Source organism: Fundidesulfovibrio putealis DSM 16056, assembly GCF_000429325.1.
Taxonomy (GTDB): domain Bacteria; phylum Desulfobacterota; class Desulfovibrionia; order Desulfovibrionales; family Desulfovibrionaceae; genus Fundidesulfovibrio; species Fundidesulfovibrio putealis.
The window spans coordinates 1-25,794 of record NZ_KE386885.1 but is presented as its reverse complement, the minus strand read 5'-3'; the positions used below and the strand labels follow the sequence as shown (position 1 = coordinate 25,794).

The 25,794-nt window shown below is 64.6% G+C and carries 24 protein-coding genes and 1 tRNA gene; 10 read left to right on the top strand and 15 right to left on the bottom strand.

Going from position 1 to position 25,794, the window contains the following annotated elements:
* Positions 1–120: 120 nt before the first annotated feature.
* The 4 genes from G453_RS0116900 to G453_RS28180 all read right to left on the bottom strand — a co-directional run bounded on the left by G453_RS0116900 (position 121) and on the right by G453_RS28180 (position 5,349).
* Positions 121–1,251: a hypothetical protein gene (locus G453_RS0116900; RefSeq protein WP_027191991.1), complete on the bottom strand. Its 1,131-nt coding sequence runs from the start codon at positions 1,249–1,251 to the stop codon at positions 121–123.
* Between the two features lie 120 nt (positions 1,252–1,371).
* Entirely contained in the window at positions 1,372–2,739 is a 1,368-nt protein-coding gene (locus G453_RS0116895) for an L-serine ammonia-lyase (protein WP_027191990.1), read from the bottom strand.
* Between the two features lie 233 nt (positions 2,740–2,972).
* Positions 2,973–4,871, bottom strand: coding sequence for a methyl-accepting chemotaxis protein (locus G453_RS24795; protein WP_084502470.1), 1,899 nt, complete (start codon positions 4,869–4,871; stop codon positions 2,973–2,975).
* Positions 4,872–5,103: 232 nt separating this feature from the next.
* Entirely contained in the window at positions 5,104–5,349 is a 246-nt protein-coding gene (locus G453_RS28180) for a hypothetical protein (protein WP_205620082.1), read from the bottom strand.
* Positions 5,350–5,682: 333 nt separating this feature from the next.
* Here G453_RS28180 and G453_RS0116880 point away from each other — a divergent pair, with 333 nt between their 5' ends.
* Positions 5,683–8,223: a fused MFS/spermidine synthase gene (locus G453_RS0116880; protein WP_027191989.1), complete on the top strand. Its 2,541-nt coding sequence runs from the start codon at positions 5,683–5,685 to the stop codon at positions 8,221–8,223.
* 80 nt (positions 8,224–8,303) lie between these two features.
* Here G453_RS0116880 and G453_RS0116875 read toward each other — a convergent pair.
* Positions 8,304–8,379: transfer RNA gene (locus G453_RS0116875), tRNA-His, on the bottom strand.
* 129 nt (positions 8,380–8,508) lie between these two features.
* On the opposite strand from G453_RS0116875, the gene murA reads away from it, so the two are divergent.
* The gene (gene murA / locus G453_RS0116870) at positions 8,509–9,762 is read left to right on the top strand and encodes a UDP-N-acetylglucosamine 1-carboxyvinyltransferase (protein ID WP_027191988.1); all 1,254 of its coding nucleotides are present in this window, start codon (positions 8,509–8,511) and stop codon (positions 9,760–9,762) included.
* 157 nt (positions 9,763–9,919) lie between these two features.
* Positions 9,920–12,349 carry a DNA internalization-related competence protein ComEC/Rec2 gene (locus G453_RS24785; RefSeq protein WP_051272542.1) on the top strand — a complete coding sequence of 810 codons (2,430 nt, stop codon included), beginning with the start codon at positions 9,920–9,922 and terminating at the stop codon, positions 12,347–12,349.
* Between the two features lie 11 nt (positions 12,350–12,360).
* Here the strand turns inward: G453_RS24785 and G453_RS0116855 are convergent, their stop codons facing one another.
* Positions 12,361–13,815 (bottom strand): cation-efflux pump, encoded by a 1,455-nt coding sequence (locus G453_RS0116855; protein ID WP_027191987.1) that lies wholly within the window; start codon positions 13,813–13,815, stop codon positions 12,361–12,363.
* Between the two features lie 133 nt (positions 13,816–13,948).
* Between G453_RS0116855 and G453_RS0116850 the strand changes: the two genes are divergently transcribed.
* The 3 genes from G453_RS0116850 to G453_RS28175 all read left to right on the top strand — a co-directional run bounded on the left by G453_RS0116850 (position 13,949) and on the right by G453_RS28175 (position 15,929).
* Positions 13,949–14,848 (top strand): AraC family transcriptional regulator, encoded by a 900-nt coding sequence (locus G453_RS0116850; protein WP_027191986.1) that lies wholly within the window; start codon positions 13,949–13,951, stop codon positions 14,846–14,848.
* A gap of 31 nt (positions 14,849–14,879) precedes the next feature.
* A complete protein-coding gene (locus G453_RS0116845) occupies positions 14,880–15,131 on the top strand; it encodes a hypothetical protein (protein WP_027191985.1) in 252 nt (83 codons plus the stop codon).
* Positions 15,132–15,398: 267 nt separating this feature from the next.
* The gene (locus G453_RS28175) at positions 15,399–15,929 is read left to right on the top strand and encodes a hypothetical protein (protein WP_156920993.1); all 531 of its coding nucleotides are present in this window, start codon (positions 15,399–15,401) and stop codon (positions 15,927–15,929) included.
* Positions 15,930–16,501: 572 nt separating this feature from the next.
* On the opposite strand, the gene trpS is transcribed toward G453_RS28175, so the two are convergent.
* From trpS to G453_RS0116830, 3 genes are all read right to left on the bottom strand, one after another.
* The gene (trpS, locus tag G453_RS0116840) at positions 16,502–17,497 is read right to left on the bottom strand and encodes a tryptophan--tRNA ligase (RefSeq protein ID WP_027191984.1); all 996 of its coding nucleotides are present in this window, start codon (positions 17,495–17,497) and stop codon (positions 16,502–16,504) included.
* Positions 17,498–17,506: 9 nt separating this feature from the next.
* On the bottom strand, positions 17,507–18,154 hold the full coding sequence (locus tag G453_RS0116835; protein WP_043646281.1) for a site-2 protease family protein: 648 nt from the start codon (positions 18,152–18,154) through the stop codon (positions 17,507–17,509).
* A gap of 292 nt (positions 18,155–18,446) precedes the next feature.
* Positions 18,447–18,824 carry a response regulator gene (locus G453_RS0116830; RefSeq protein WP_027191982.1) on the bottom strand — a complete coding sequence of 126 codons (378 nt, stop codon included), beginning with the start codon at positions 18,822–18,824 and terminating at the stop codon, positions 18,447–18,449.
* A 135-nt stretch (positions 18,825–18,959) separates the two neighbouring features.
* Here G453_RS0116830 and G453_RS0116825 point away from each other — a divergent pair, with 135 nt between their 5' ends.
* From G453_RS0116825 to G453_RS0116815, 3 genes are read left to right on the top strand one after another with little or no spacing between them, the layout of a single operon-like run.
* Positions 18,960–19,157, top strand: coding sequence for a ubiquitin family protein (locus tag G453_RS0116825; protein WP_027191981.1), 198 nt, complete (start codon positions 18,960–18,962; stop codon positions 19,155–19,157).
* Between the two features lie 4 nt (positions 19,158–19,161).
* Positions 19,162–20,058, top strand: coding sequence for a TIGR00269 family protein (locus tag G453_RS0116820; protein WP_027191980.1), 897 nt, complete (start codon positions 19,162–19,164; stop codon positions 20,056–20,058).
* Between the two features lie 3 nt (positions 20,059–20,061).
* Positions 20,062–20,670: a hypothetical protein gene (locus tag G453_RS0116815; RefSeq protein WP_027191979.1), complete on the top strand. Its 609-nt coding sequence runs from the start codon at positions 20,062–20,064 to the stop codon at positions 20,668–20,670.
* A gap of 63 nt (positions 20,671–20,733) precedes the next feature.
* On the opposite strand, the gene pgl is transcribed toward G453_RS0116815, so the two are convergent.
* The 3 genes from pgl to gnd are packed head-to-tail and all read right to left on the bottom strand — an operon-like array spanning position 20,734 to position 23,886.
* Complete coding sequence (pgl, locus tag G453_RS0116810; RefSeq protein ID WP_027191978.1) at positions 20,734–21,444, bottom strand: 6-phosphogluconolactonase; 711 nt, start codon at positions 21,442–21,444, stop codon at positions 20,734–20,736.
* Entirely contained in the window at positions 21,425–22,975 is a 1,551-nt protein-coding gene (gene zwf / locus G453_RS24780) for a glucose-6-phosphate dehydrogenase (RefSeq protein WP_235731795.1), read from the bottom strand. The genes pgl and zwf overlap by 20 nt, the downstream gene beginning before the upstream one ends.
* A 2-nt stretch (positions 22,976–22,977) precedes the next feature.
* Positions 22,978–23,886, bottom strand: a complete 909-nt coding sequence (gnd, locus tag G453_RS0116800; protein ID WP_027191977.1) for a phosphogluconate dehydrogenase (NAD(+)-dependent, decarboxylating) — start codon at positions 23,884–23,886, stop codon at positions 22,978–22,980.
* Between the two features lie 413 nt (positions 23,887–24,299).
* Between gnd and G453_RS0116795 the strand changes: the two genes are divergently transcribed.
* Positions 24,300–24,629, top strand: a complete 330-nt coding sequence (locus G453_RS0116795; RefSeq protein WP_027191976.1) for a PilZ domain-containing protein — start codon at positions 24,300–24,302, stop codon at positions 24,627–24,629.
* A 148-nt stretch (positions 24,630–24,777) separates the two neighbouring features.
* Here G453_RS0116795 and G453_RS0116790 read toward each other — a convergent pair whose 3' ends face one another.
* The 3 genes from G453_RS0116790 to G453_RS29060 form a co-directional block, all read right to left on the bottom strand.
* Positions 24,778–24,993: a hypothetical protein gene (locus tag G453_RS0116790; RefSeq protein ID WP_027191975.1), complete on the bottom strand. Its 216-nt coding sequence runs from the start codon at positions 24,991–24,993 to the stop codon at positions 24,778–24,780.
* A gap of 68 nt (positions 24,994–25,061) precedes the next feature.
* Positions 25,062–25,331: an SU10 major capsid protein gene (locus G453_RS29065; RefSeq protein WP_027191974.1), complete on the bottom strand. Its 270-nt coding sequence runs from the start codon at positions 25,329–25,331 to the stop codon at positions 25,062–25,064.
* A 31-nt stretch (positions 25,332–25,362) separates the two neighbouring features.
* Positions 25,363–25,794: SU10 major capsid protein (locus G453_RS29060; protein ID WP_027191973.1), on the bottom strand; the 432-nt coding region annotated here is incomplete at its 5' end.

Below are 25,794 nucleotides of genomic sequence, written 5' to 3'. Positions count from 1 at the left end.
TTGGGAAAGAGCGCGCCGCCGCGCCGCCCCGGAAGTTCCGGGGAGGCCGGCGGCGTTTTTATGGAAACGTGCGCCGGATGCGGCGCGCGATCGCCCAGGCTCTCGCGTCTTTCGGAAATACTACGCGGGTTTGACCGCGCTGCCCACGGCGGCGGCCAGACCGTCTGCTCCCTTGGTGGAGTAGGCCCGGTACAGCGCTTCCACGGTCACCTGGGAGAAGGCGTAGTTACGCAGGGCGTTGAACTTCGCGCCCGTGAGGTCGGCTTCGGACATGCCGTACTGCTTGCGCGCCACGTCCTGCATGGCCGTGATGGTCCACTTGGCCGCAGGCACGGTGAGCACGAAGTCGTGGTCGCCCAGGTGGGTGACGAAGCCTTCCATGCGTCTGGGTTCGGGCAGGGTCTTGCCGCCGGGAGCCAGAAGCCCGGCCTTCACCGGGTCCACGCCCGCGATGATGGCTGCGGCGTTCAGCCAGCCGACCACTTCAGCCTCGTCCTTATCCGTGCCCGGATGGTTGTGTGCGCAGGCCTGGGCCATGATCACCTGGGCGGGCAGGCCGCGCACGATGCTCTCGGCCACGCCCAGCACGTGGTGCTCGCCGGTTCCGGCCAGGGGGTTCTCCTTGCGCGACTCGCCCGATGCCTCCCACTGGAACACCCAGGGCTTGTGCAGGTCGTGCAGGGCCTGGGACACAACGACGGCGTCGCGGTCCAGGCTGAAGCCGTAGATGTCCTTGTAGGCGTCGTGGATGGCCAGGGCGATGATCAGGTTGGCGGCGGTGTGGGTGGCCAGGCCGCCGGGGTAGGAGTGGTGGCTCTGGTAGCCGCTGCCCGGGGCGGACAGGAACGGCTGGGAGGACTTGGCCGGGTCCTTGGTGGCGGGCAGGAAGGTTTGTTCCGAGGAGTCCTTCAGGTAGCCCTTGGCCGTAAGCTCAGCGAAGACCTCGGCGCGGGACTTGGCGTCCAGGCGGGCGGCCAGGGAGGGCGCGGGGTTGTCCAGGATGGCCATGGTCTTGGCGCGCAGCCCGGCGTCCTTCACGGCGCCCACGGACTTCTTGATGTAATCCCAGGAGTGGGTCACGTGGGGGGATTTACGGGCCATCTGCTCGGGAGTGAGCGACAGGCATTCATCCAGCGTGGCCTGGGTGGTTTTGGCGTGGACGTGGCCGGGCAGGACCGCCCCGGCGGCCAGGACGGCTCCGGCAGCGGCTCCGAGGGCCAGCACGCGCCTGCGGTCAGGGGAAAAGTTCATGAGGGGACCTCCGGATAGGGTGAAGTGATCTCCCTATCCAGCATGGCCCTGTGAAGCTTAGGCGTCGAACAAATGAAATTGCCGGTTCACAGGGGAACCGGCACGGGCGTGATTGCGTAATCAGCAGCGGACGCTGGCGGCCAGCCCGCCCTGGGCGGTCTCCTTGTATTTGGCGCACATGTCGCGCCCGGTTTCGGCCATGGCCTTGATGGCCTGGTCCAGGCCCACCATGTGGTGCCCAGGCACTTCTGCGGCGGCGATCTGGTAGGCGGCGAAGGCTTTCACCGCGCCCATGGCGTTTCGCTCGATGCATGGGATCTGCACGTAGCCCTGCACCGGGTCGCAGGTCAGGCCCAGGTGGTGCTCGAGCGCGGTCTCGGCAGCGTTCTCGATCACGTGGGCGGGATTGCCGTACACCTGTCCCAGAAACGCTGCGGCCATGGCCGAGGCCACGCCCACTTCGCCCTGGCAGCCCACTTCAGCGCCGCTCACCGAGGCGTTGTGCTTGGCCAGCATGCCCACCACGGCAGCGGCCAGCAGGGCCTCGCGCAGGTCCTTCCGGAATACGCCCGCCGTGGGGCGCAGGTTCTTGGTAACGTACAGCACGGCGGGCAGAACACCGGAGCCTCCCGCCGTGGGCGCGGTGACGATGGTGTGCCCGGCGGCGTTCTCCTCGGAGGCGGCGAAGGCGCAGGCGCACAGGGCCAGGATGGGCCGGTCCTGCATCTGGGGGTCCTGGCGGTAGCGCTCGAACAGGGCCTTGGCCTTGCGGTGCAGGCCGAGCGGGCCGGGCAGGGGGCCTTCCTCCTCCAGGCCGCGCTCCACAGCGTCCTCCATGACGCGCATCACGTGCTCGAGCTTGCCTGCTATGTCCTGGCGCGAAAGCCCGGTGAGGGCCATCTCGTTGGCCATGAGCACCTCAGGCAGGGAGAGGCCTGTTTTCGCGATGATCTCCAGCAACTCGGTCATGTTGGAATAGTGGTGCGGCACTTCAGGGCGTTCCGGCGGGGCTTGGCCCTGCCACTCGATGAAGCCTCCCCCCACGGAGTAGGCTTCGCGCTCATGCAGCACCGCGCCGGAGTCGTCCTTGAGGCGCAGTCGGATGGTATTGGGATGGTGGTCGGGCACGGTGAGGTAGTCGAACACCACGGTGTCTTCGGAGATGACGATCTGGCGTCCGTCCAGGCTGACCGCGCCGGAGTCGAAGCGGCTCATGGCGTCCAGGATGTCCGGCGGGCAGGTCTCCGGGCGATGGCCCAGGAGCCCGGCCAGCACGGCCCGCACCGTCCCGTGCCCGCGCCCCGTTGCCGCCAGCGAACCGTACAGGCGGACCTCCAGCGAGGCCACGCGCGCCAGGAGGTCCGGCGGCAGGCTGCGGGCGTCCTCCAGGAAATCATGGGCGGCCAGCATGGGGCCGATGGTGTGCGAGCTGGAAGGGCCGGGGCCGATCTTGAACAGTTCGAAGACTGATGTGCTGATTGGGCTCATGGGGGAATGTCTATCGTATTGGTGGGGAAATTGCCACGGTTTGCGGGGCTCGTGGCCCTCGGGAGGCGTAGAAAATCCGTTTTTGGGGGCGGAAAACCGACTTTCGCGAGTCCAGGAGGCACATGCAGGCAGCCGGGACGTAGCTTGAAACTTAACGTGAAACATTCCTTGAAACGCAAAAGGCCCGCCCGGACAACTCCGGACGGGCCTCTGAAAGAAGCGGACAGCGGCTCCTATGAGCCGAGCCTGCGCGGGCTTGCGCTCCCTGTCAGGCGCGGTTGAACGCGCGATGCAGGCAGGGAGGCCTGACGAGTGTGGGCGCGCGCCGATGACAGCGCCGTATGATGGTGATCGTCGCCGGACTTCATCTCGTCCACCAGACCTTTGAGTTCCTGGGCCTGATCGGCCAGTTCGGACACGGCCAAGGCGGACTGGCGCATGCCTTCCGAGGTTTCGGAGGAGATCTGGCTGATCTCCTCGATGGCGCGGTTGATCTCCTCGCTCGCGGCTGACTGCTGCTCGCTGGCCGTGGCGATGGAGCGCACCTGGTCCGAGGCCGCTTCCACCAGGGAGACGATCTCGCGCAGGGCCTCGCCGGATTCCCCGGCCAGCACTGTGGCTTCGTCTATCTTGCTGACGGCCCGGTCAACGTTGGCGATGTTGTTTCGCGTGCCCTCTTGAACCGCGCCGATGGAGTCACCCACTTCCTTGGTGGCGGTCATGGTCTTTTCGGCGAGCTTTCGCACCTCGTCGGCCACCACGGCGAATCCGCGACCGGCGTCACCCGCGCGGGCGGCTTCAATGGCCGCGTTCAGGGCCAGGAGGTTGGTCTGGTCGGCGATGTCGGAGATGACGTTCATCACTTGGCCGATGCCCTGAGCCTGTTTGCCAAGGGCGGTCATGCCGTCTCTGAGGGCCAGAGCCTGCCGCTGCGCTTCGCCGATGCCCTGCATCGCCCGGTCCACGGTTTTGGAGCCTTCCTCGGCCTTTTCCCTGGCGGTTGCTGATGTTTCGGCGGCCTGGGAAGCGCTGCGGGCAACCTCCAGCACCGTGGCGTTCATCTCTTCCATGGCGGTTGCGGTCTCGCCGACTCGCTGGGCCTGATTCTCGGCGCCTCGGCTGGACTGTTCGATCTGCGCGGAAAGCTGTTCGGAAGCCGATGTGACAACCTCCACCACGCCTTCGATGCGCCCTGCGGCCTGGAGCATGCCCTCCTGCTTGGCGCGCTCGGCCATCTCCTTGGCTTTTTCGGCCTCGGCAGTGGCCAGACGGGCGTTCTCGGTTTCGCGCAGGGCCTGGGCGCTGGCGGCTTCGGCTTCGGCGATCTTCTTCTTGAGGGTGTCTACCATGGTGCGCAGGCCGTCGGCCAGCTTGCCGGTCTCGTCCGAGCCGGTCACGTTGAGCGTCGCGTTCAGGTTCCCCTGGGCCACGGAGTCGGCGAAATCCAGGTTCTGCTTCAGGGGCCGGGAGATGGTGCGGGTGATGTAGAGGCCCAGCAGGATGGAGGCCACGGGCGCGCCTACGGCCAGGGCCAGCATCACCGCAGACAGGAAGTCGACCTCCTTGTCCGCCTTGGCCGTGTCGGCCTGCGCGTTCTTCACGCTGATGGCCATGAGTTTGCCCACCGAGTCATTGATGGCTCGGTTGGCTGCGACGCCCTTGTCCATCACCTGGTCAGAGAGCGCAGAGAAGAGAGCTTCGTTCTTGGGGTCCTTTTCCCACTCCCCGATGAGCTTCATGATCTGGTCGTTTATCACGCGCCCGGCTTCGATGCTCTGCTTGAAAACCCTGAATTCGACCGCTTCCTCGGCGCTCAGCGGGAGCTTTTCATAGGCTTCCATGGCTTCACGGTACGCCTTGCGGGATTCGTCGAAGTTGTCGCGCTGGCGCTGGCGCTCCTGGGGGGGGAGCTTGTCGTTCAGCAGGGTGCGTTGCACCACTACGAGGTTGCGCAACTGGAAGCGCATGGTCGCCAGATAGGTTATCCCCGGAATGGAGTCCTTGTTGCTGCTGTCCAGGTAGGCTTTGGTGGAGTTAAGACCCGTGTAACCCAGCACGCCGATCAGAGTTGTCAGCAGGGCGACGAGCAGGAATGCGGTTACAAGACGGACTCCGACGCGAATGTTGTTCATGCAAATCTCCGGGTTGTCGCTCGTGTTTGGCAAAAAACAAAACTACTACAACGAGCGCAATAGAAAATATGCACTCAATCAACATTGTCCAGGACGGGAGAGCGCTGCAGAATGAAGGGCATAAGCCCTTGAATCAGGCACTCGGCCCACAATGCTTTCAATATATAGGGAGAAAAACACGACCGGTCAAGTCTTGTTTGGGAAAAATCAATCCGCCCGGACTGTTGTCGGACTATTTCTTGCCGGGGGGGACGATGTCGCAGGCCACCACCTCACAGGGGTCCTCAATGAGCGTGATCTGCTCGCAGTCCGCCCGGAAGGCGCAGTGGGGTTGGCCGCAGGTGGCGAAACAGCCGCACCCGAAGCAGGCTTCGTACCCTTCGGCGGTCTGGATGGCGCGGATGGCGTCCACCTTGTCCAGGCCTTCGACGTTGGTCCCGACCGTCCAGGCGCGCGCGAGAATTTCCAACCTGTCCACGTGGACCTCCTTTGCTTGGAGCATCGCCAGGGCGTGAAGCCCGTTTGCGTCCATTCTCTCAACCGGAGGCGGGGATTGTGTCAAACGAAAATGCGAGAAAGCGATTCGTCCGGCATTGAGTCTTCTGCAGGGGGCCGCTGGATTCGGAGCCTCCCCCGCAGGCCGGGAGAGACCGGAGGGAGCCTGCCTGTATTCAGGATCATGCCGCAGGTTTCGGCCTTGACCCGGGGCAAGGATGCCCGGTAGAGCAAAAGCGGGGCCACTTTCGCAAGGATACAGAATGGTTGCTTCGATGCGGCTGGCCACAGCCCTGCTCCGGGCAAGGACGCGCCCATGAAGGCGCTCGCCCGGTCTTTCCCGGCGTCTGCGGCCACTGCGTCGCTGGTGTTTCTCACCGGCGCGTCCGCCATGATGGACGAGGTGGTCTGGCAGCGCTATCTGGCCCGGCTCCTGGGCGGCGACGCGGCCGCCACCGCGGTGGTGCTGGCCGCGTTCCTGGGCGGGCTGTCGCTTGGCTACTGGGCCTTTGGCCGCCTGGCCCGTCGCGTGTCCAGGCCCTTTCGGGCCTACGCCCTGGCCGAGGCCTTCATCGGGCTGTGGGGACTGGCCTTCCCCGTCATTTTTTCCCTGGTGGAGTCAGCCAGCGCGGGGCTGGCCCTGGAGCCGCCCCTGGGGCTGGCCTTCCAGGGGTTCGGGCTGGCCGCCGTGCTCATCGGGCCGCCTGCGGTGTGCATGGGCGCGACAGTGCCTCTGCTGACCCAGGCCCTGAGCCGGGACCTGGAATCCTCGGGCCGGGTCCATGCCGTTCTCTACGGCGTGAACACCGCCGGGGCCTTCCTGGGGGCGGTGGCGGCGGGCTACGTGGCCGTGCCTGAGCTGGGCCTGCCCGGGAGCCTCAGGCTCGCGGCGGCCTTCAACCTGCTGGCCGCCTGCTGGTTCTGGCTCGCGCCCGCGCACTCGTTCACCTCCGTACCGGTGCAGTCCCGTCCGCAGATGTCCGCAGGGCGCTCCCCCGTGGCGGCGCTTCTGGCCCTGGCCCTGCTGAACGGCTTCCAGGCCATGGGCCTGGAGAACGTGCTGGTGCGGTTCGTGGCCCTGTCCGTGGGCGGCTCCACCTACGCCTTCACCATGGTGGTGGGCATGTTCGTGCTGGCCATCGCCGCAGGTGCGCTGCTGGCCGGGAGATTCTCCCGCCTGGGTCTTTCGGCCATGTGGGTGAACCAGCTTCTTATCGCGGCCCTGCTCCTGCTGCTGTATCCCGCCCTGGACACCTGGCCCTACTGGACCCACAGGCTGCGCCTCGTGTTCGCGCCGACGTTGGCCGGGTTCTGGGGCTTCCAGGCTGCCGAGTTCGCAGCGCTGGCCCTTGTCGCGGGGCTTCCGGCCATGCTCATCGGCGCTGCCGTGCCTCTCATCTTCAACCGTCTGCGCAGCGACTTGGCCACTGTGGGAGCCCTGAGCGGCCGGATTCTCTGCGCCAACACCATAGGCAACCTTTCCGGCAGCCTGATTGCCGGGCTCATGCTCCATCCGTTTCTGAACAATGGGCAGATATATCTTCTGTGCGCGGTGCTGGCCCTGTTCGGGGCCTGGCTTGCCGCCTGGGAGCTTTCGCGCGCGGCCCGCTGGGGCACGGCCCTGGCGGCAGCATGCGCCGTGGCCCTGATACCGTCCAATCCGGCCTACGACCCGCAGCGTTTCATGGTGGGCACCTTCCGTGTGCAGACGCCCCTGATCTATTCGCAGCTGCCGCCCGGAGCGTTCTACCGGGAGTTCCTGGACGGCGCGCAGGGCCTGTTCCTGGAGGACGGCCCCGAGTGCTCCGCCGCCGTGGTGCGCGCCCCACGCCAGCCCTGGCACCCCGAAGCGCCCCTGGCCATCATGGTGAACGGCAAGTCCGATTCCTCCACGGTGGCCGACATGGCCACCTTGCGGCTTTTGGCGCATTTGCCCGCGCTCCTGTCCCCTGGACGCGCCCGGACCCTGGTGATCGGCATGGGCACCGGGGTCACCTCCGGGCAGCTGGCCCTGTACCCGGACGTGGCCCGAATCGGCACGGCGGAGATCTCGTCGTCGGTGATCAAGGCGCTGCCCCTGTTCGGGGCCTTCACCGGGAACGTGCACCAAGACCCCAGGCACGCGGTCCTGCACGGGGACGCGTTCCGCATCCTGGCCCGGTCCGCTGAGCGCTGGGACCTGATCGTGTCCGAGCCCAGCAACCCCTGGGTGCAGGGGGTGGACGCGCTGTTCACCAGGGAGTTCTACCGTCTGGCCAGGGGACGCCTCGCGCCGGATGGTCTTTTCGTGCAGTGGATCCACATCTACGACGCCTCGGCCACGGTGCTGGGCTCGGTCCTGGAGACGCTCAAGACCGAGTTCGCGCATGTGCGCGTTTTCATGAGCCAGGCCAACGACCTCATCCTGCTGGCCTCGTCTGCGGATATCGCGGACGCACGCCTGGAGGCTGCCGCCGCGACGCTTGCCTCCAACGCTGCCGTGGCCCGCTCGCTTGAGGAGATCGGCCTGGGGTCGCTTGAGAGCCTGCTGGCGCGCGAGATCGCGCCGCCGCCTCTGCGCGGTCCGGTGCAGACCCTGGATATGCCGGTGCTGCATTATCTGGCTGGCAAGAGCTATTTCATGGGGGAGCGGGTCGCGGCGCGGGAGCTTCTCTCGGGAGAAGTGGCCAGAGAAGGAACCAATGCCGATGCGCGCATGCTGCTCGCCCGGCGGGTGGCCGCACGGCGGGAAGGCGCGCTCTCGCGCTTGGAAGCACAGGCGCTGGTGGATTCGGCCATGGACCGCCGGGGGGAGGAGGTCGTGCCCCTGCCCCTGTCCGGCGCGCTCGGCAGAAGGCTTGAGCGGCTGATGCCCTGAAGCTGGCTGAAACGGGGCTGAAACCGGTTGAAACGAAAAAATCCCGGACAGTTGCCTGTCCGGGATCTCGTCGTTTTCGATGGGGTGAGTGATGGGGCTTGAACCCACGGCCCCCAGGGCCACAACCTGGTGCTCTGCCAACTGAGCTACACCCACCGTCGAACTGAGGTCAGTACAGGAGCCGGATGGGCAGGTCAACACCTTTTTACGCCCCTGAGCTCTTGAGCCTGGGGCCGCTTCGGGCTAGAGATGCGCCTTGCCATCCTACACATTCCGAGGCGACCCATGGACAAACTGATCATCGAAGGCGGACTGCCCCTGCGCGGGCGCGTGCGCGTCTCCGGCTCCAAGAACGCGGCCCTGCCCATCCTGTTCGCGTCCATCCTGCTGGACACGCCCGTCACCTATTCCAACGTGCCCAACCTGCGCGACATCCACACCACCCTGAAGCTCCTGAACATCCTGGGGCTTGAGACCTCCTTCGAGAACGGGCAGGCCACGGTCAGCCCCGGCCAGACCCTGAACCCGGAGGCCCCCTACGACCTGGTGAAGACCATGCGTGCCTCGGTGCTGTGCCTCGGGCCGCTCTTGGCGCGCCTGGGCGAGGGCCGCGTGGCGCTCCCCGGCGGCTGCGCCATCGGAGCCCGGCCCGTGAACCTGCACCTGACCGCCCTGGAAAAGATGGGCGCGCGCTTCGACCTGGACTCGGGCTACATCGCGGGCAAGACCAGCGGCCTGCACGGGGCCAAGATCGTGTTCGACCAGGTCACCGTGGGCGGCACCGAGAACCTGCTCATGGCCGCCGCCCTGGCCGAGGGCGAGACCATCCTTGAGAACGCCGCGCGCGAGCCCGAGGTGGTCGACCTGGCCAACTTCCTCATCGCCTGCGGTGCAAAAATTACCGGCCACGGCACGCCCGTCATCAAGATCGAGGGCGTGACCTCGCTGCACGGCTGCGACTACTCCATCATGTCCGACCGCATCGAGGCAGGCACCTATCTGGTGGCCGCCGCCATGACCGGGGGCGAGCTGATCCTGGACAACTGCCCCTGCGACGCCATGGACGCGGTGTTCTCCAAGCTGCGCGAGATGGGCCTTGTCATCGACGAGCGCGCCGACGGCCTTTCCGTGCGCCGGGGCGGCGAGCTGACCTGCGTGGACGTGACCACCATGCCCTATCCGGGCTTCCCCACGGACATGCAGGCCCAGGTGATGGCGCTCATGTGCGTGTCCTCCGGGGCGGGGACCATCCGCGAGACCATTTTCGAGAACCGCTTCATGCACGTGTCGGAGCTGGTGCGCATGGGCGCGAAGATCCAGGTGAGCTCCCGCAACGCCTTCGTGCACGGCGTGCCGCGCCTGACCGGAGCGCCGGTGATGGCTTCTGACCTGCGGGCCAGCGCCTCGCTGGTGGTGGCCGGTCTGGCCGCCCACGGCACGACGGAAGTGCAGCGTATCTACCACCTGGACCGGGGCTACGAGGCCATGGAAGTGAAGCTCCAGTCCGTGGGGGCGCGCATCAAGCGGGCCAAGGAATAGCCGGGCCGGACTGGCTGGGCGCGTCCATGGGGGCCGTTTGCGTGGGCATGAGCGCCTCCGGGGCCGCAAGACGGAGCGTGGAGCGTGAATCCGTCACGAGCGGCACTACCGCACGGATTGTCGCCGATGCGCTCGGGGACGCTGGCGGTGTCGCGCCGTGAAAGCCGTTCCGGGGCTCCTTCCCTGGCAGGCGCTTTTCCTTGCCTGCTCCTGCGGAGCCTGGGCCGTGCACGACCCCCTGACCGGGGGGCTGGCCCTGGCCGTGGTGGCCATCTGCAATCTGATCGCGGGGCGTTCGACGCCCCGCGTTTTTTATTTCCCCGCAGCCTTCCTGCTGGGGCTGGGGTACGCTTTCGCGCGTCTGTCCGCTGTGCCCGAGTTGCTGGAGTGGCCCGAGTGGATAGACCAGCGCCCCAAGGGCGTGCTGTCCGGCACCGCCTCCTCCGTGGAGGAGAAGCCGGGAAACCGCCTGGAGATCATGCTGGAAGGTGCGCGGTTTCGTTTCGAGGACTCGGCCCGCCCATCCGGTCTGTCGCCGGAGCCCATTCCCCTTCCCGGCACACTGGTCTGGACCTGGCAGGACCCGGCCTCGCGGCCGACGCCGGGCAGCCGGGTGGCCCTGGCCGCGCGTCCGCACGCCACCGGCGGGTTCGACAACCCCGGCACAACGGACTGGGGCTGGCGCTGGCGCACGCGGGGGGTGTTCCTGCGGACCTTCACCATGGGGGCCAAGAACGTACGGGTGGAATCCGAGGCTCCCCTGTCGCCTATTGAAGCCTGGAGGGTGCGCCTTCGCGAGGCCGTGCTGGCGGGCGCGGGGGGCGAAAACGCATCCGCAGCCGGGATGGCGCTGGGGCTGGTCACGGGCGAGCGCTTCGCCATCAGCACCAGTGATCTGGACCGGGTGCGCCGGGCGTCGCTCTCGCACCTCCTGGCAGTGTCCGGCATGAACCTGGCCGCCGTCTTGGCCATGGGCTGGGCAGCGGCCTGGCTGGTCGGGATTGTCTGGCCGGGCGCGTACCTGCGCCTGCCCAGGCCGAAGCTCGCGGCGCTCATCGGGTTCCCGTTGGCGCTTGGCTATCTGTGGCTGGGGCGCTTCGAGCCGTCGCTTACCCGGGCCGGGCTGATGTTCGCCTGCTGGGGGGTGCTTTTGCTCATGGGGCGCGAGCGCGTGCTGCTGGACGGCCTGTTCGCGGCGCTGCTCCTGATGTTCGTCTGGGACCCGCTATGCGTTTTCGAAGTGGGCCTGCAACTCTCGGCTGCCGCCGTGGCAGGGCTGATTCTCCTCATGCCCTTGGCGCGCCCCCTCTTCGGCCTGTTTCCGAAGCGTAGCGTGTGGCGCTGGCTGGGGGTCATCCCGCTGGGCTGGCTCCTGGTGACCTTGGCCGCGCAACTGGCCGTGCTGCCCATCCAGTTCTCGGTGTTCGGCGAGGCCAGCCCGCACCTGTACCTGAACCTGCTCTGGGTGCCGGTGGTGGAGTGGGCGGCGCAACCGCTGGCCTACCTGGGGGCGCTGACCGTGCTGTGGCTGCCTGGCCTTGGGAATGCACTGCTGGCCGGGGCGGGCTGGGTCTGCTCGCTGATGCTTGAAAGCCTGCGGGACATGGACGCGCGCGGCCTCCTGACCGTGTACCCGGTGCTTCGGCCCTGGCAGCCCGAGGTGCTGGGTTACGTGGTGCTGCTTGGCGGGCTGGTCTGGGCTCGCAGTTTCGACGCGCGGCGGCGAGCCTGCTGGCTGTTCCTGTGTCTTATGCTGTTGACCGGGCCGGGCCTGTTCCGGGTCTGGGACCAGAGCCGGGACCGGGTGCGCCTGACCGTGCTGGACGTGGGGCAGGGCCAGGCCGTGCTGATCGAGGCGCGCGGCGGCAGGCGCTGGCTGGTGGACGGCGGCGGGACGACGTCGGGCACATTCGACATCGGGCGCGCCGTGGTGGCCCCGGCCCTGACCTGGGGGCGGCTGCCGCATCTTGATGGCATGGTGATGTCCCACGCGGACCGCGACCACACCGGGGGGCTGGTGTACTTGCTGGCTTCGTTCCGGGTGGGATTTCTGGCGGGCAACGGCGAGGTGCCCCAGGCCGGGGATTTCCAGGCCGCCCTGGCCGAGAGCGGCCTGACGCCGCAAACCTGGCGGGCCGGACAGCGCGTTGACCTGGGGGACGATCTGGCCCTGGAGGTGTTCCACCCGTCGGCGGGCTATCCCAGGCGGGGCAACGACGCGTCCCTGGTGCTGCGCCTGGTCTGGAAGGGCAGGGGGCTGGCCGTGCTGCCCGGCGACGCGGGCCAGTCCGTGCTGGACTTGCTGGCGACGGGGACTTCGCCGGATGACTCCCTGGCCGCAGACGTTCTGGTGGCGGCGCATCACGGCAGCGCCAGCGCCCTGTCGCCAGGGTTCTACTCACGTGTGGGGGCAAAATGGGCGCTCATCAGCTGCGGGCGCGGTAACACCTTCGGCTTCCCCGCGCCGCAAATTGTCCAGGCGCTGGAGCAGTCCGGCGCGCAGCCGCTTTCCACGGCCTATCAGGGGGCGATAACCGCCGAGTGGGACAGCCCGGATACCGGTCCGCGCGTCACGTCCAGGCGCTGAATCTTACGTGCTTACGGCCCCTTGGCCGGGTAGCCCTTCACGGAGCTGCCGGACTCCGGCTCCACATGGATCACCACCCGGCCCACGTTCCCCACGTTGGCCCGGATCATGTCCTCCAGGCGGGCGGTCATCTCGTGGGCTTCACCGATGGGGATGGCCGGGTCCATGCGGCAGTGGAAGCTGACCGAATATTTGCCGTCCGCGCGGTGCACGGCCACGCCGTGGCAGTCGCTGACGCCGCCCGCCTTGCCCACCAGCTGCTCCACATGGAGGGTGATGGACTCGGACAGGTCCGCCTCCGGCAGCCTGCCCAGGTCGGCCTCGCCCACGGGCTCGATGTGGCTGACGATGCTTACGGGTTCGTTAAGCGCAGCCCGCACGGCGTTCTCGAGCTCCGTCACCTTCTCGTGGGCCACGGCCAGACTCAGCCCGTCGGGCACCTCCACATGCATCTCCAAGTGCAGCCCCTTGGGGGTCTGATGGGCGCGCAGGCCATGCACGCCCAAGGCGTGGCGCGCGGCCAGCCCGCGCACCAGCTCGAACAGGTCGCGCTCCTGGGAGGCCACGGGCTTCAAGTGCACCACCACGTCCGCTTCCGGGGTGACGCTCTTCACGGCCTCCTCGGCCCTGGCCCCGATCTGGTGGGCCTGCTCGAAGCTGGCCTGACGGTCGATGTCCAGGGTCAGGTCCACGAAGGCCGAAGGGCCGGACAATCTGGCCCGCACCTGCTCCGCGCCGCGAACGCCGGGAATGTCGGCCAGCGCCGCGCGGATGTCCTCGGTCAGGTTTTCGGAGCCGCCGTCCAGCAGCACGTCGATGGCCCTGCGCCCGAGCTGCACGCTCACCCAGACCACGATCACGCACACGCCAAGCGCGGCCACAGCGTCGGCGCGCTCCAGGACACCCCGCAGGGCCGAGCCCTCGGGCATGGTCCGCCCCAGCCACACGCAGCCAAGGCCCAGGATGACCACCGCCGAGGACCAGATGTCCGTGGAGAAGTGCAGGGCGTCAGCCTCCAGGGCCTGGCTGTTGTGCTTCTCGGCCATGCGTTTGAGCATGCGGGAGCGCGAGATGTCGATGACGATGGACACGGCCATCACGCCGAAGCTCCACCAGGTCACGTCCACGGCTTCGGGGTGATAGAGGAGCCGGTCCAGGGCCTCGTGCACGATGTACACGCAGGTGACCAGCAAAAGGAGCGTCTCGATCAGCGCCGAGAGGTTCTCCATCTTGCCGTGGCCGTAGGGGTGGCGCGTGTCAGCGGGACGCGACGAATAGCGGATGGCGAAAAAGGTGACTGCGGCGGCCAGGAGGTCCAGCCCCGAGTGGGCCGCCTCGGAGAGGATGCCCAGGGAGTTGGTGGAGAGCCCGACCGCGAGCTTGAGGCCGGTCAGGAAGACCGCCGCGAACAGGGAGTTCAGCGCAGCGCCGGATTTTTCGCCGTGGGCGTCGGATTGGGGATTCATGGCGCGCCTGTATACCATTGCGGGCTTTATGGGGAAGTCGTGATGATGATTTTCAGAATTGGACGCAGCAACGCGGGTGCGAAAGGGCAAAAAATGTCAGGCATTCGCGAACAGAATGCGATAGAAGCCCCCCATGATCGATAACGGGAAAAGCTACCGCCGCCGCATGCTCACCGTGCTGGCCCACATCCAGGACAACCTGGACGCGGAACTGACGCTGGAAGGCCTGGCGCGCATCGCCGGATTTTCGCCCTACCATTTCCACCGCATCTTCCTGGGCATGACCGGGGAGACCATCGGGGCGCACATCCGCCGCCTGCGCCTGACGCGCGCCGCGTATCGTATGGAATTCACGGACATGTCCGTGACCGATGCCGGGATGGAAGCCGGGTACGAGGCCCCCGAGGCCTTCAGCCGGGCCTTCAAGGCCCACTACGGCGAATCGCCCAGCCACTTCCGGGAACTGTCGCGCCTGCGCCGCAAGGAGCGGGTGGCCGCGCTGTTCCCCTTTCCCGAGGACTTTCTCAACCACAACCAGACAGGAGCCATCGCCGTGGATGTGATCATAGGCCGCAAACAAGCCGTTCGTGTCGCGTGTATCCGGGCCACCGGGCCGTACAGGGAGTCGTCCATGGAAGCCTGGGGCAAGATGATGGCCTGGGCCGGACCCAAGGGGCTTTTCGGGCCGCAGACGCGCTTCATCGGCGTGGGGCACGACGATCCGGGCGCAACCACGCCGGACCTCATCCGCTATGACGCCTGCATCACCGTGGGGCCGGATTTCCAGCCTGGCACGGACGACACGGAAAGCTTCGTTACGGAAATTCCCGGCGGCGAATACGCCACGGTGGTCCACAAGGGGCCTTACGAGCAGCTGGAACGGACGTACATGTGGCTGTACGGCGAATGGCTGCCCAAGTCCGGGCGGGAGGCCTCCCCGAAGCCGTGCTACGAGGTGTACCTGAACTCCCCCCAGACCACGCCGCCCGAAGAACTGCTGACCGAGATCAATGTGCCGCTGGCGGAGAAATAGCCCGGCGCGATTGTTTGAGAAGGAACCTGCAATGCTCGCAGTGAATGTGATGAGAATTCGCGTGGCCGCGCCTGAGCACTTGAAGCAGAAGGCTGCGGCGGATGACGACGACGAGGTCGGCTCGGCCAAAGTGCTCGGCCTTGTCCGGGCCACGACGCGCGCGCCCGGCCAGGAAACGGCCCTCGGCCTGCGGGAAAACGTCGCAATGACAACCCTGACGCCCACGGAGCGCCGCAACACGGCCCTGCGCATGGGCTACGCCGCCTGCCTTCTGCCGGGTTGATGGCCTGGAAACCAACGGAGAGCGCAAGAGAAACGAAATAAGAGTCTGTCGCTGTGTGCGGCTACGCATGCGTAGCCGCACACAGCTTATTTGTGAGGTTAAACAAATCATGTCGCAACACGACTGGCTGTTCGAGATTGCGTACCATTGCTAGTGGTGTGGTAGTTGTTTCGACTTATTATATTTGTTTTGAGTATTTTGGGGGAGGTTTTTGATTTTTGTTGACGTCGTTTTGCGTAGGGGGGTACTTTGTTTTCGGGGGTGTATATGGATAAAAATGAACTGTTTGATTTTTATAGTAAGTTGTATTTTCATGAGCTTGAAACAAAGGAGAAATATAATTCTCGGCTTCAGTTTCCACTTGTTGTTATCGTAAGTTTATTGTCATTCAGTGGGTATATCTTTTCAGGGATTAATAAATGGGCATTTGACAATTTGTTTGCACTGTCGACCATCCTGTTTATTATTGGAAATGGCGGCATACTTGTCAGCTGTTATTATTTTGTAAGGTCGTACGTGAGTAATTCTTACTATGTATTGCCATATCCGACGCATATTGAAAAGTACCGTGCAGACATGGTGGAGTACTATAAGGATATTGCTTGTAGTCAGCGATATGTTGAAGATAAGCTCAAAGGGGAAATTTTCCAGTGGATGGTGACTGCGTCAACAGATAACGGGTTTATGAACAAAGAAAGAACATATATGTTGCATAACTTTAATAAGTGGTCAATTGGGTCTGTTTTGTGTTTGATGTGTAGCTTTGTTTTGTCACAGTTGGCAGCAAAATTACAATAGGGGTATGTCATGTATGTACATTCTCGGGTGGCTCAGAACCCAAATCCACCAACGCCACCGCCGCCGCCAAGTCCTCCCGATCTGCAGCACATACGAGAGGGAATAGAACGACCAGTGCCACCTAGGCCACGGCCTGTTCCGCCGAGAGGGCGTTAACTTCTAAGGGAAGTGCGTTTTATTTGTGTCTTCTCAGCTATCAAAAGCAAACAGCAGGAGCCAATATGAGACATCTTGGGGGTAAACCCTCTCCTCCACCCTCTCCTCCACCGCTTGAGCGAATTAAGGGTGGATCCCAAATTCCGAAACCAGTTCCGCCTAAGCCGATCAATTCAAAGTAATGTCCTTTGTAGCATGTACATTGACTGTGGGACTGAAACGCTATTTCTAAGTTAAAGCTGGGCTGACGCAAGCATGAAAAAAGGCCGGGAACGTCTCCCCGGCCTTTTGCATTTTATTTCGTCCTGGCCACTTCGGAGCGGCCTCACATCGTCAGAGCCCAATAGGGGATTCCAAAGGGACTCGTCCCTTTGGCCGCCGGAGGCTATTCCCCCGACCACCCCGGCGCATAAAAGCTAGAAGTTGAAATTCAGCTTGCAGCGCAGCTCATCCATGGTGGCCCTGGCGGCTTCCCTGGCCTTTTCGTTGCCGTCGCGCAGGATATCCCAGGCCAGGTCCGGGTTGCGGTCGAACTCGGCGCGGCGCACCTGGAAGGGCTCCAGGAATTTGATCAGGTTGTCGGCCATGATCTTCTTGCAGTCCCCGCAGCCCATGGCGGCGGTGCGGCAGTCCTTGGCGATCTGCACGTTCTGCTCGGCGGGGGTGAACAGCAGGTGGTACGGATAGAGGTTGCACTCGTCGGGCTCGCCGGGGTCTTTCAGGCGCATGCGCTTGGCGCAGGTGAGCATGGTGGAGACCTTCTTGCGCACCTCGTCCAGATTTTCGCCAAGCGAGATGGCGTTGCCGTAGCTCTTGGACATCTTGCGCCCGTCCAGGCCCTGCAGCTTGGAGGCCTGGGTGAGCTTGGCCTCGGGCTCGGGGAAGGTGTCGCCCCAGAGGTAGTTGGCGCGCCGGGCAATCTCACGCGTGAGCTCCAGGTGGGGCAGCTGGTCGTGTCCCACGGGCACGCGGTTGGGCTTGTAGATCAGGATGTCCGAGCCCATGAGCACCGGGTAGCCCAGGAAGCCGTAGGTAGAGAGATCCTTGGTGCCGTCGAGCTGGTCGCGCACGTCCTTGTAGGTGGGGTTGCGCTCAAGCCAGCTCACGGGGGTGATCATGGAGAGCAGCAGGTGCAGCTCCGCGTGCTCCTTCACCTGCGACTGCTGGAACATGACGCACTTGGCCGGGTCCAGGCCTGCGGCCACCCAGTCCTTCACCAGGTCGGGAACGAAGCCCTTGATCTTCTGGGGCTCGGCGTATTCGGTGGTCAGGGCGTGCCAGTCGGCCACGAAGAAGAAGCACTGGTGGTCCTGGTGCAACTCCACCCAGCTGTCCAGGACGCCGAAATAGTGTCCAAGGTGCAGGGGGCCGGTGGGGCGCATGCCGGAAACGATGCGGTTCAGGGCTTTCATGGAGGCTCGCTAGATCAGAAGGTTGTACAGTGACGACACCACGGGGCCGAGCAGACGCCCGAGCACCCCGGTGAGGGCCAGCAGGATGACGATGACGAATCCCCAGCGCTCCAGGCGCGAGAGTTCATACGCCCAGCGCCTGGGGAGCAATCCCATGAGCAGATGGCCGCCGTCGAGCGGCGGGATGGGCAGCAGGTTGAACACGCCCAGGGCCAGGTTCACCTGTACGCTGGCCTTGGTCATGAACCAGAGCGGGGCCAGCAGGTAGGCCTGGAAGAACCCGCCGGGCCACAACTTCAGCATGAAGGCCAGGACGCCCAGGAACAGCGCGGAGAGCACAGCCAGCACGAAGTTGGAGGCGGGGCCTGCGGCGGAGACCAGGATCATGCCCACGCGGGGGTTCTTGAAATAGCGACCGTCCACAGGAACAGGCTTGGCCCAGCCGATCATCTGGGTGAGCACGAAGGCCAGAAGGCCCATGGGGTCCAGGTGCTTGATGGGGTTGAGCGTCAGCCTCCCGGCCAGCCTGGCGGTGGGGTCGCCCAGCAGGGCGGCCACGGCGCCGTGGGCGACCTCGTGGAAGGTGACGGCCATGAGCATGGGAGGAGCGAGGATGGCCAACTTCAGGAGAAACTGGCTCAGGTCGTCGAAATTCATGGTGGGGGGCTAGCACGAAGCCCAGGTGAGGGCAAGGGGAGCAGGGCGCGTCGCGACGCGTGCGGCAGGCGCACCTCAAAATGTTTCAGACCCGGCGACCGGGGCCCGGATGGCCTGGGGCCGGCCCCGGCCTGTTCCGGTCGGCCTGCGCGGTCGCAGGGGCAGGCCGACGGTGCATGGCGGGCTCTCGTGTCGCGTCCCGGAACAATCTGGAACTGTCGTTCTGGGACAAGAGAAATAAAACTAGATAATTATCCTCAAAATAAACGGTGTTTGCCTTGAGGGGGCAACGCTAGGCTCCGGCTGCTGCTTTTTCCAGGGCCAGGGTCACCTTGGCCTTGAGTTCGGTCAGGTCCACCGATTTGACCACATAATAGTCCGCGGCGATGGACTTGAGGTCGTGCTGGAAGGAGTCGTAGGCCGTGGACAGGATGACCGGGATGGCCTGATCCTTGCCGCGAATCTCCTGGAGCAGGTCCAGGCCCGACCGGTTAGGCCCGAGCTTGATGTCAAGGACAACCACTGCGGGTTTCTCGCGCTCCAGCACGGACAATATGGCTTCCTCGCCGTCAGAGGTGGCCACGACATATCCCTCACCCTCCAGTTCCTCCTGGTAGAGCATGCGGATGTGCTTTTCGTCGTCCACCACAAGGACCTTCTTCGCTGTCATGGAAACCTCCAAAGCTTGGCGCGTATCGCGCTCTTACATGTTGAGGGTATGCTCAAAAACCCCGATGCGGTCAACACGTTTCCGGGCCTCCTGGAGGCTTGCCCTCCGGAGACGGTCGGGATAGGAGCCAGACGTATGGTAAGCGTCTTCATAGAAACCACGGGCGAACGGCTGGAATTCCGCCGTCTGAACACCGTCACGCAGCTGCTCAACAAATTGAAACTCAAGCCGGGCGAAGTGCTGGTCATCCGGGGCAGGGAACTGCTCACGCCGGACCGCACCATTGGACACGAGGGCGAGATCCGCGTGCGCCACGTCGTGTCCAGGGGGTAGGTCCATGAAGTGCCGCCGTTGCGGGGAAGTCGCCCAGGTGGCCCTCCCCAGCCATCACACCGGATTTTGCGCGCCCTGTTTCGAGACCTATTTCCTGAAGCAGGTGGAGCGCGGCATCCACGACCACAAACAGTTCACCACGGAAGACCGCGTGCTGCTGGCCGTGTCCGGGGGCAAGGATTCCCTGGGCCTGCTGCTGGCGCTCACGGAGCTGGGCTATTCCATCACCGCCCTGCACATCGACCTGGGCATCCCCGTGTCCTCAGAGTGCGCCCGCGCCACCGTGGAAGCGTTCTGCCAAAAGCACGGCATCGAGTATCACATCCTGGAGACGGCCAGCAAAGGCCTGCCCATCCCCCTGGTGAAGAAGCACATTAACCGCCCCATCTGTTCGGTGTGCGGCAAGATAAAGCGCCACTGGTTCAACCGCTTCGCCTACGAGAACGGGTTCAACGTGCTGGCCACGGGACACAACCTGGACGACGAGGTGGCCCGCCTGTTCGCCAACACCCTGCGCTGGGACCGGGCCTATCTGGCCGGGCAGGGACCGGTGAAGCCAGCCGAGGGGAAATTCGTCAAGAAGGTCAAGCCTCTGTGCCGCCTGACCGAATACGAGACCGCCGTGTGGTGCTTCCTGAAGGGCATCGAGCACGTGCTGGCCGCCTGCCCCTACTCCGGGGGCGCGAGTTTCACCGGGCACAAGAAGCTGCTGGCCAGCCTGGAGGAGAACAGCCCGGGCATGAAGATGCAGTTCTACGGCCACTTCCTGGAGCGCGGAAAGCCCGCCTTCGAGGCCATCCAGGAGAGCGCCCCGCCGCTGAACGAATGCTCGCACTGCGGGTTCCCGTCCTCGCAGGAAATGTGCGGGGTGTGCCGGATCAAGCAGGTTCTGGAGAGCTAGGTCATGGAGCTGTCGGCGTGGATATCCGGCCGGGAGCGCGCGGCCCTGCGCGGCGTGCGCCTGTACGCGCTGTGCCTGTGCGGCGCGCTGCTGGTCGCTGCGGGGTGGCTTGGCTGGCGCGAGACGCGCCTGGCGGGACTGCCTGCCGCCACCAGGGCTGAGGCGAATGCGGACGCCGTCATGGATGCCCGGCTGCGGCTCAAGCAGTTGTCACTGGCTCTTTATCTGACCAAGGTGACTCAAAACGCACTTCTCGCGGATATCCCTGGGATAACCGGGACTGAAGACAAATGCCTCGGTCTGGAGGACCTTCGGTCCCTTCCTGCGGATTCACCCTGCGCCGCCACCCTGCGGAGCGCCATGGAGAGGGTCTGGACCTTGTCCAGCGGCGAAGGCGGCTCGAAGCTGGATGAGGCCAATCTTCGGGATCCGTGGAATTCCCCGCTTATGCTGAACCTGTCCGAACAGAGCTGCGGGAAATACGGTTCATGGTGCCCCGAAGACACCATCGGCTCCGCCGGTCCGGACGGCAAGCCCAACACGCCCGACGACATGCGCGAAACCGTGCTGCCGCATCTCGGCCCTGCCATCGCCGCAAAGGCGGTCCAATAGTCCCTGATGATTCCGGCGCCGTTGGCGTCACGCCCTGCAGGAATCACGTTCAGCCCGCTCGTCTTATTCCCCTGCCAGCCAGAAAAGCTCCCCAGCCGGGCGCACATGCGACGCCGGATATCCCGCGCCGCGTCCCTCGAGGATATCCCTGGCAAGCGCCGTCTTGCCCTGCCCGGACACCAGGAAGAAGGCCAGCCGAGCCGCGTTGAGCACCGGCAGGGTCAACGTCAGGCGCGGGACAGGCGGCTTGGACTTGTCGTAGACCACGGGCAGGACCCAGCGCGTGCTCTCGTCCAGGGCGGGTTGTCCCGGAAAGAGCGATGCGGTGTGGCCGTCATCGCCGACTCCCAGATGGACGGCGTCGAACGCCGGGAAGCCGCCTGCGCCGAAGAAGCTCCGCAACATGGCCTCGCAGGCCTGCGCCTGGGCCTCCAGTGCTTCGAGCGGCAGGGCGGGGTCGGCCATGGGGTGAATATTTTCCGCCGGGATGGGGGCGCGCGTGAACAGATGCGCGCGCGCCAGGGCGTAGTTGCTGGCCGGGTCGTCGTGCGCCACAAGCCGCTCGTCCGCCCAGAACACGTGAACGGCCTGCCAGGGCAGGTCCTGCGCGCCCAGACGCTCGAAGTAGCGGGCCGGGGTGGAGCCGCCGGACAGGGCCAGGGTGAAGCGGCCTCGCGCTGCGACCGCATCCCTGGCCGCGCGGGCCGTAAGCGACGACGCGCGGGCGCAGGCGGATTCCAGGTCCGGGAACAGCTCAAGCTCTGCGGCGTTCATTGATCAGCAGGTCCTTCAGGTAGTTGAGGTGGATCATGTTGGCGTCCCTGGGACCCCAGCTGCCAGCCGGGTAGAACTTGAGGTTCTCGTCCATGGTTTCGCACTGCTCGCACATCTGGAGGATGGGGGTGAGGTAGGTCCAGGAGAGCTCCACGCCGTCCTGGCGCCAGAAGAGCATGTGGTCGCCCAGCATGCAGTCCAGGATGACCTTCTCATAGGAGTCCAGCGGCGGGCCTTCGTAGCCGTCCTTGAAGTTGAAGCTCATGGTTGCCGTGCGCAGGCAGAAGCCTTCGCCGGATTTCTTGGCCTGGAGCGTCAGGTTGATGGTCTCGTTGGGGTAGACCTCCATGAGCAGCCGGTTGGCCTGGACGTGCTCGCCCACGATGTCGCGGTAGATGGAGTGGGGCACTTCCTTGAACTGCACCACGATGCGCGTGATCTTGCGCTCCATGCGCTTGCCGGAGCAGATGTAGAACGGCACTCCCTGCCAGCGCCAGTTGTCCACGTAAGTCTTCAGCATGGCGAAAGTCGGAGTGTTGGATTTGGGCGAGACGCCCGGCTCCTGCCGGTAGCCGATCTTGGACCCGTCCTCGCTCGCCGCGTACTGGCCCAGCACAAGCTGTCCGAAGCCCTTGGCCGGATCGAACGGACGCAGGCTCCTGTAGAGCTTGGTCTTTTCGTCCAGCACTTCCCTGGCCCTGAACACCGAGGGAGGTTCCATGGCGGCCATGGCCAGAAGCTGCATCATGTGGTTCTGGAACATGTCCCGGAGCACCCCGGCCTCTTCGTAGTATCCGGCGCGGTGCTCTACGCCCAGCTCCTCGGCGGCCAGGATGGACACGTAGTCCACGAAGTTGCGGTTCCAGACCGGCTCAAACACGGAGTTGGCGAAGCGGAACAGCAGGACGTTCTGGACGGTCTCCTTGGCCAGGTAGTGGTCGATGCGGAAGATCTGCTCTTCCTCGAAGTGTTCGTGCATGGCCGCATCCAGCACGCGCGAGGAGTCCAGGTCGCGCCCGAAGGGCTTCTCCACCACGATGCGCGTCCAGAGTTCCTTGGATTTTTTCCTGGCAAGTCCGGCGACGCCCAGCATGCCGGAAACGCTCTCGTAGAGCGTGGGCGGGATGGCCAGGTAAAACATGCGGTTGCCGGGAAGGCCCAGCTGCGTCTCCGCCGACTCTATGGCGCCGCGCAGCTCCTGGTAGCTGGCTGGGGCGTCGTATTCCAGGGCTTGGTAGGACAGCCTGGGGGCGAAGACGTTCCAGTCCATGGAGGCCAGGTTGCCGCTGGCTTCCAGCCAGCTGCGCACCTTCTCGCGGAATTCGTCCGTACTCATTTGGGTGCGCGCCGTGCCGACTATGGCGAAGTTGCCGGGCAGGCCGCCCACCTCGAAGAGCCGAGACAACGCCGGGAAGAGCTTGCGCGAGGAGAGGTCTCCGGAAGCGCCGAAGATGACAATGGTGCAGTCTTCGGGGCGCTCGGTCATCCGGCATCCCGGCGCGTCGTCGGCTCTCTTCAGATCGAACGCCACGGCTATTTCTCCTTCCTGACTACGGCGTGTCCGCCGAATTCGTTGCGAAGGCCTGCCAGCACCCGGTCGCCGAAGTCGTTCTCCTTGCGGGATCGGAACCGCTCCATCAGGGCCAGGGTCAGCACCGGTGCGGGAACGGCGTTGTCCACGGCCTCCTGCACGCTCCAACGGCCCTCGCCCGAGTCGTCCACGTAGGCCTTGAGGCCGGAGAGGCGGGCGTCCTTGGCGAACATGTCCTCGCACAGTTCCAGCAGCCAGGAGCGCACCACGCTGCCCTGGTTCCACAGGTGCGAGAGCTTGGCGAAGTCGAGCCCTTCGGAATAGCGCGAGGCGTCCAGCAGGGCGAAGCCTTCGGCGTAGGCCTGCATCATGCCGTATTCGATGGCGTTGTGGATCATCTTCACATAGTGGCCGGACCCGGTCTCGCCGCAGTGCATGTAGCCTTCGGGCGGAGCCAGGGTCTTCAAGATCGGCTCGATGTGCGTGAAGGCCGGGAGCGGGCCGCCCACCATGGTGCAGTAGCCCACCTTGAGGCCCCAGACGCCGCCGGACACGCCAGCGTCCAGGTAGGTGACGCCGAGCTTGGCGAACTCGGGAGCGCGGCGCACGTCGTCGGTGAAACGGGAGTTGCCGCCTTCGATCACGATGTCGCCGGGAGAGAGCAGGGGCTTCAATTCCTCGATGTGCTCCTCGGTGACGGCCCCTGCGGGCAGCATCAGCCAGACCACGCGCGGCGCGTCCAGCTTTGAGACCATCTCGGCCAGCGAGTAGGAGGCGATGGCCCCCTCGGAGGCGATCTCGTCCACTTTCGCGGGCGTGCGGTTGTAGGCCACGACTTCGTGGCCGCCCTGGAGCAGGCGGCGGACCATGTTCATTCCCATTCGGCCAAGGCCAGCCAAACCGATTCGCATAATGGTCTCCTTAAGGGGGTTCTGCGCTTACCTTACGGGATTTCGTGCGGCGTTGCCAGAGGGAATGCGGAAAATGAGCAATACGCCTGGAGGTCGTCGGCTCAGAGTTCCAGGCATGTAGAAGGAGGGAGGTTGAATCGCGGATAATTCATTCGGTAAATCCTGATGGTCCACTTTGTGGCAAGGCGGCTGTTTGGGAGATGATTCAAAAGAGTGTAAAATTCTTCGACGGTCAGGTCGGAGATGGCGACATGTTTCCAGTACGATGTTAAGTATGCGGCTGAAATAGTGTGTGAAAATTCTATGCGATATTGGTTCGCATTTTGCTGCGTTTCAATGGGCTTTGCTCTGGGGTGGATACCGACGGGCAAAGAGGATTGTACGGCGGACACACTCGGCGCACAGGAGGCGCTATGAATGAACGCAGGGTTTATGCTCGCACTTTCGCGCAACGACACGCCAACGGCTATGACTACGACATTGAGATCGATGGTCAACTGTACAACGCACAGCTGATGGACATCAGCCGGGGAGGGGCCAACTTCAGGCTGCTCAGCTTCCCGGAGAGCAGTCTCACGGGAAAACAGGGTGTCGTGAAGGACGACCATTACGATTACAAGTACCTTAAAGGCGTCAGCTACATGGTGATGTGGAGCCAATTCAACGAAATGGGCATATCCTTCCAGCCACCGTTGGATGAGCACACCGGTGCTCTCGGCTACTATTCAAGCCGTCGCGGCTGATTGGTCTCGCCGTCGATCCCGGTCGGTTCATCCGGTCGGTCGGGATTTCGATAGAGGTCTTACCCCTGGAAGGAGTGCCGCTTCGGCGCTCCCGTTCTCTCTTTTTGCGCTCTCATTTGAGTATTCGTTGCCCTCCCCTCACACGCTCTCACTTTCCATGGAAGAGACAGGCCTGAACTCGCTCCGCAGATGTGCGCGGCATGTAGATGGGGATCACGGCCTCGATGCGGCAGTCCTTGAAGAACCCTCGCTGGTCGCTGGGCAGGCTGCGCAGAAATTTGGTCAGGGCCAGGATGGACAGGTTGTCCTGAGTGGCGGAGGCCACCAACTCTTCTTCGGTAAACGTTATGCGGTGTTCTATCATCGCTCATCCTATGGGAGGGGGGCGGGCCATGCGGCCCGCCCCGTTGGGGTTAGGTGTTGATCAGTCCGTTAGTCGGTCGCGCACTTCTTGCACTTGGCGGCGGACTTCTCGCCTAAGCTCACGAAGGTGGCCTCCACGATGGACTGAAACGTGATGGAGTCGCCGGTCTGGGCCTGTTCCACAAACGTGAAGGTGAGTGAGGTTGCCATGGAGCAGCGGCTGGGGTCGTAGACGTACACGCGGTCGTACTTGGTCCCGGCGTCGTCGTCCTTGGCCAGGTAGCGGTCGATGATGACCCTCATGTGCCCGAAGAGGGGCTCCAGCACCATGACGGCCATAGCCCAGAGCTCTGGCGATCTGCTCGGAGGATCAGGTGTTCACGGTGATGCGCCCGGCCTGGTTCCAGTTGGCGATCTTGCGGGCCTGCACCGGTCCCACCAGGATCATGCTGGGTTCGCCGCCCGCCTCGTAGCAAGCCTGGGACATCTCCAGGAGCTTGGCCTCGGAGAAGTCGTTGCCGGCGGCGTAGGAGGCGTAGGACTTGTCGTTGGTGGAGATGAAACCTTCCATGCCCTTCATCTGCCGGGCGGTCCCGGCGTCACCGGCGCTGGCGGTGGCGTTGTTCAGGGCCGCGTATTCCAGTTCGGTGTTCAGGTACTTGAGGCTCTTGTCGGACTCGTAGCGCTTGATGCGCTGGCGACCCATGGGGGTCACGGCGTCCAGGGTGCCGGAGATCTTGAAGGAGTCCTCAAGGATCTGGCAGTAGTTGGAGAGCCGCGACGGGGCGGTGCGGGCGGTGGC

Bases quoted from the DNA above. Each gene is read 5' to 3' on its own strand.
- G453_RS0116895 (WP_027191990.1), bottom strand. From the start codon at position 2,739: ATGAGCCCAATCAGCACATCAGTCTTCGAACTGTTCAAGATCGGCCCC.
- G453_RS0116825 (WP_027191981.1), top strand. From the start codon at position 18,960: ATGGTAAGCGTCTTCATAGAAACCACGGGCGAACGGCTGGAATTCCGC.
- G453_RS0116835 (WP_043646281.1), bottom strand. From the start codon at position 18,154: ATGAATTTCGACGACCTGAGCCAGTTTCTCCTGAAGTTGGCCATCCTC.
- pgl (WP_027191978.1), bottom strand. From the start codon at position 21,444: ATGAACGCCGCAGAGCTTGAGCTGTTCCCGGACCTGGAATCCGCCTGC.
- G453_RS0116815 (WP_027191979.1), top strand. From the start codon at position 20,062: ATGGAGCTGTCGGCGTGGATATCCGGCCGGGAGCGCGCGGCCCTGCGC.
- gnd (WP_027191977.1), bottom strand. From the start codon at position 23,886: ATGCGAATCGGTTTGGCTGGCCTTGGCCGAATGGGAATGAACATGGTC.
- G453_RS24795 (WP_084502470.1), bottom strand. From the start codon at position 4,871: ATGAACAACATTCGCGTCGGAGTCCGTCTTGTAACCGCATTCCTGCTC.
- G453_RS0116795 (WP_027191976.1), top strand. From the start codon at position 24,300: ATGAATGAACGCAGGGTTTATGCTCGCACTTTCGCGCAACGACACGCC.
- G453_RS0116880 (WP_027191989.1), top strand. From the start codon at position 5,683: ATGAAGGCGCTCGCCCGGTCTTTCCCGGCGTCTGCGGCCACTGCGTCG.
- G453_RS0116790 (WP_027191975.1), bottom strand. From the start codon at position 24,993: ATGATAGAACACCGCATAACGTTTACCGAAGAAGAGTTGGTGGCCTCC.
- G453_RS0116850 (WP_027191986.1), top strand. From the start codon at position 13,949: ATGATCGATAACGGGAAAAGCTACCGCCGCCGCATGCTCACCGTGCTG.
- G453_RS29065 (WP_027191974.1), bottom strand. From the start codon at position 25,331: ATGGCCGTCATGGTGCTGGAGCCCCTCTTCGGGCACATGAGGGTCATC.
- G453_RS0116855 (WP_027191987.1), bottom strand. From the start codon at position 13,815: ATGAATCCCCAATCCGACGCCCACGGCGAAAAATCCGGCGCTGCGCTG.
- G453_RS0116900 (WP_027191991.1), bottom strand. From the start codon at position 1,251: ATGAACTTTTCCCCTGACCGCAGGCGCGTGCTGGCCCTCGGAGCCGCT.
- murA (WP_027191988.1), top strand. From the start codon at position 8,509: ATGGACAAACTGATCATCGAAGGCGGACTGCCCCTGCGCGGGCGCGTG.
- G453_RS0116830 (WP_027191982.1), bottom strand. From the start codon at position 18,824: ATGACAGCGAAGAAGGTCCTTGTGGTGGACGACGAAAAGCACATCCGC.
- G453_RS28175 (WP_156920993.1), top strand. From the start codon at position 15,399: ATGGATAAAAATGAACTGTTTGATTTTTATAGTAAGTTGTATTTTCAT.
- trpS (WP_027191984.1), bottom strand. From the start codon at position 17,497: ATGAAAGCCCTGAACCGCATCGTTTCCGGCATGCGCCCCACCGGCCCC.
- G453_RS0116820 (WP_027191980.1), top strand. From the start codon at position 19,162: ATGAAGTGCCGCCGTTGCGGGGAAGTCGCCCAGGTGGCCCTCCCCAGC.
- G453_RS0116845 (WP_027191985.1), top strand. From the start codon at position 14,880: ATGCTCGCAGTGAATGTGATGAGAATTCGCGTGGCCGCGCCTGAGCAC.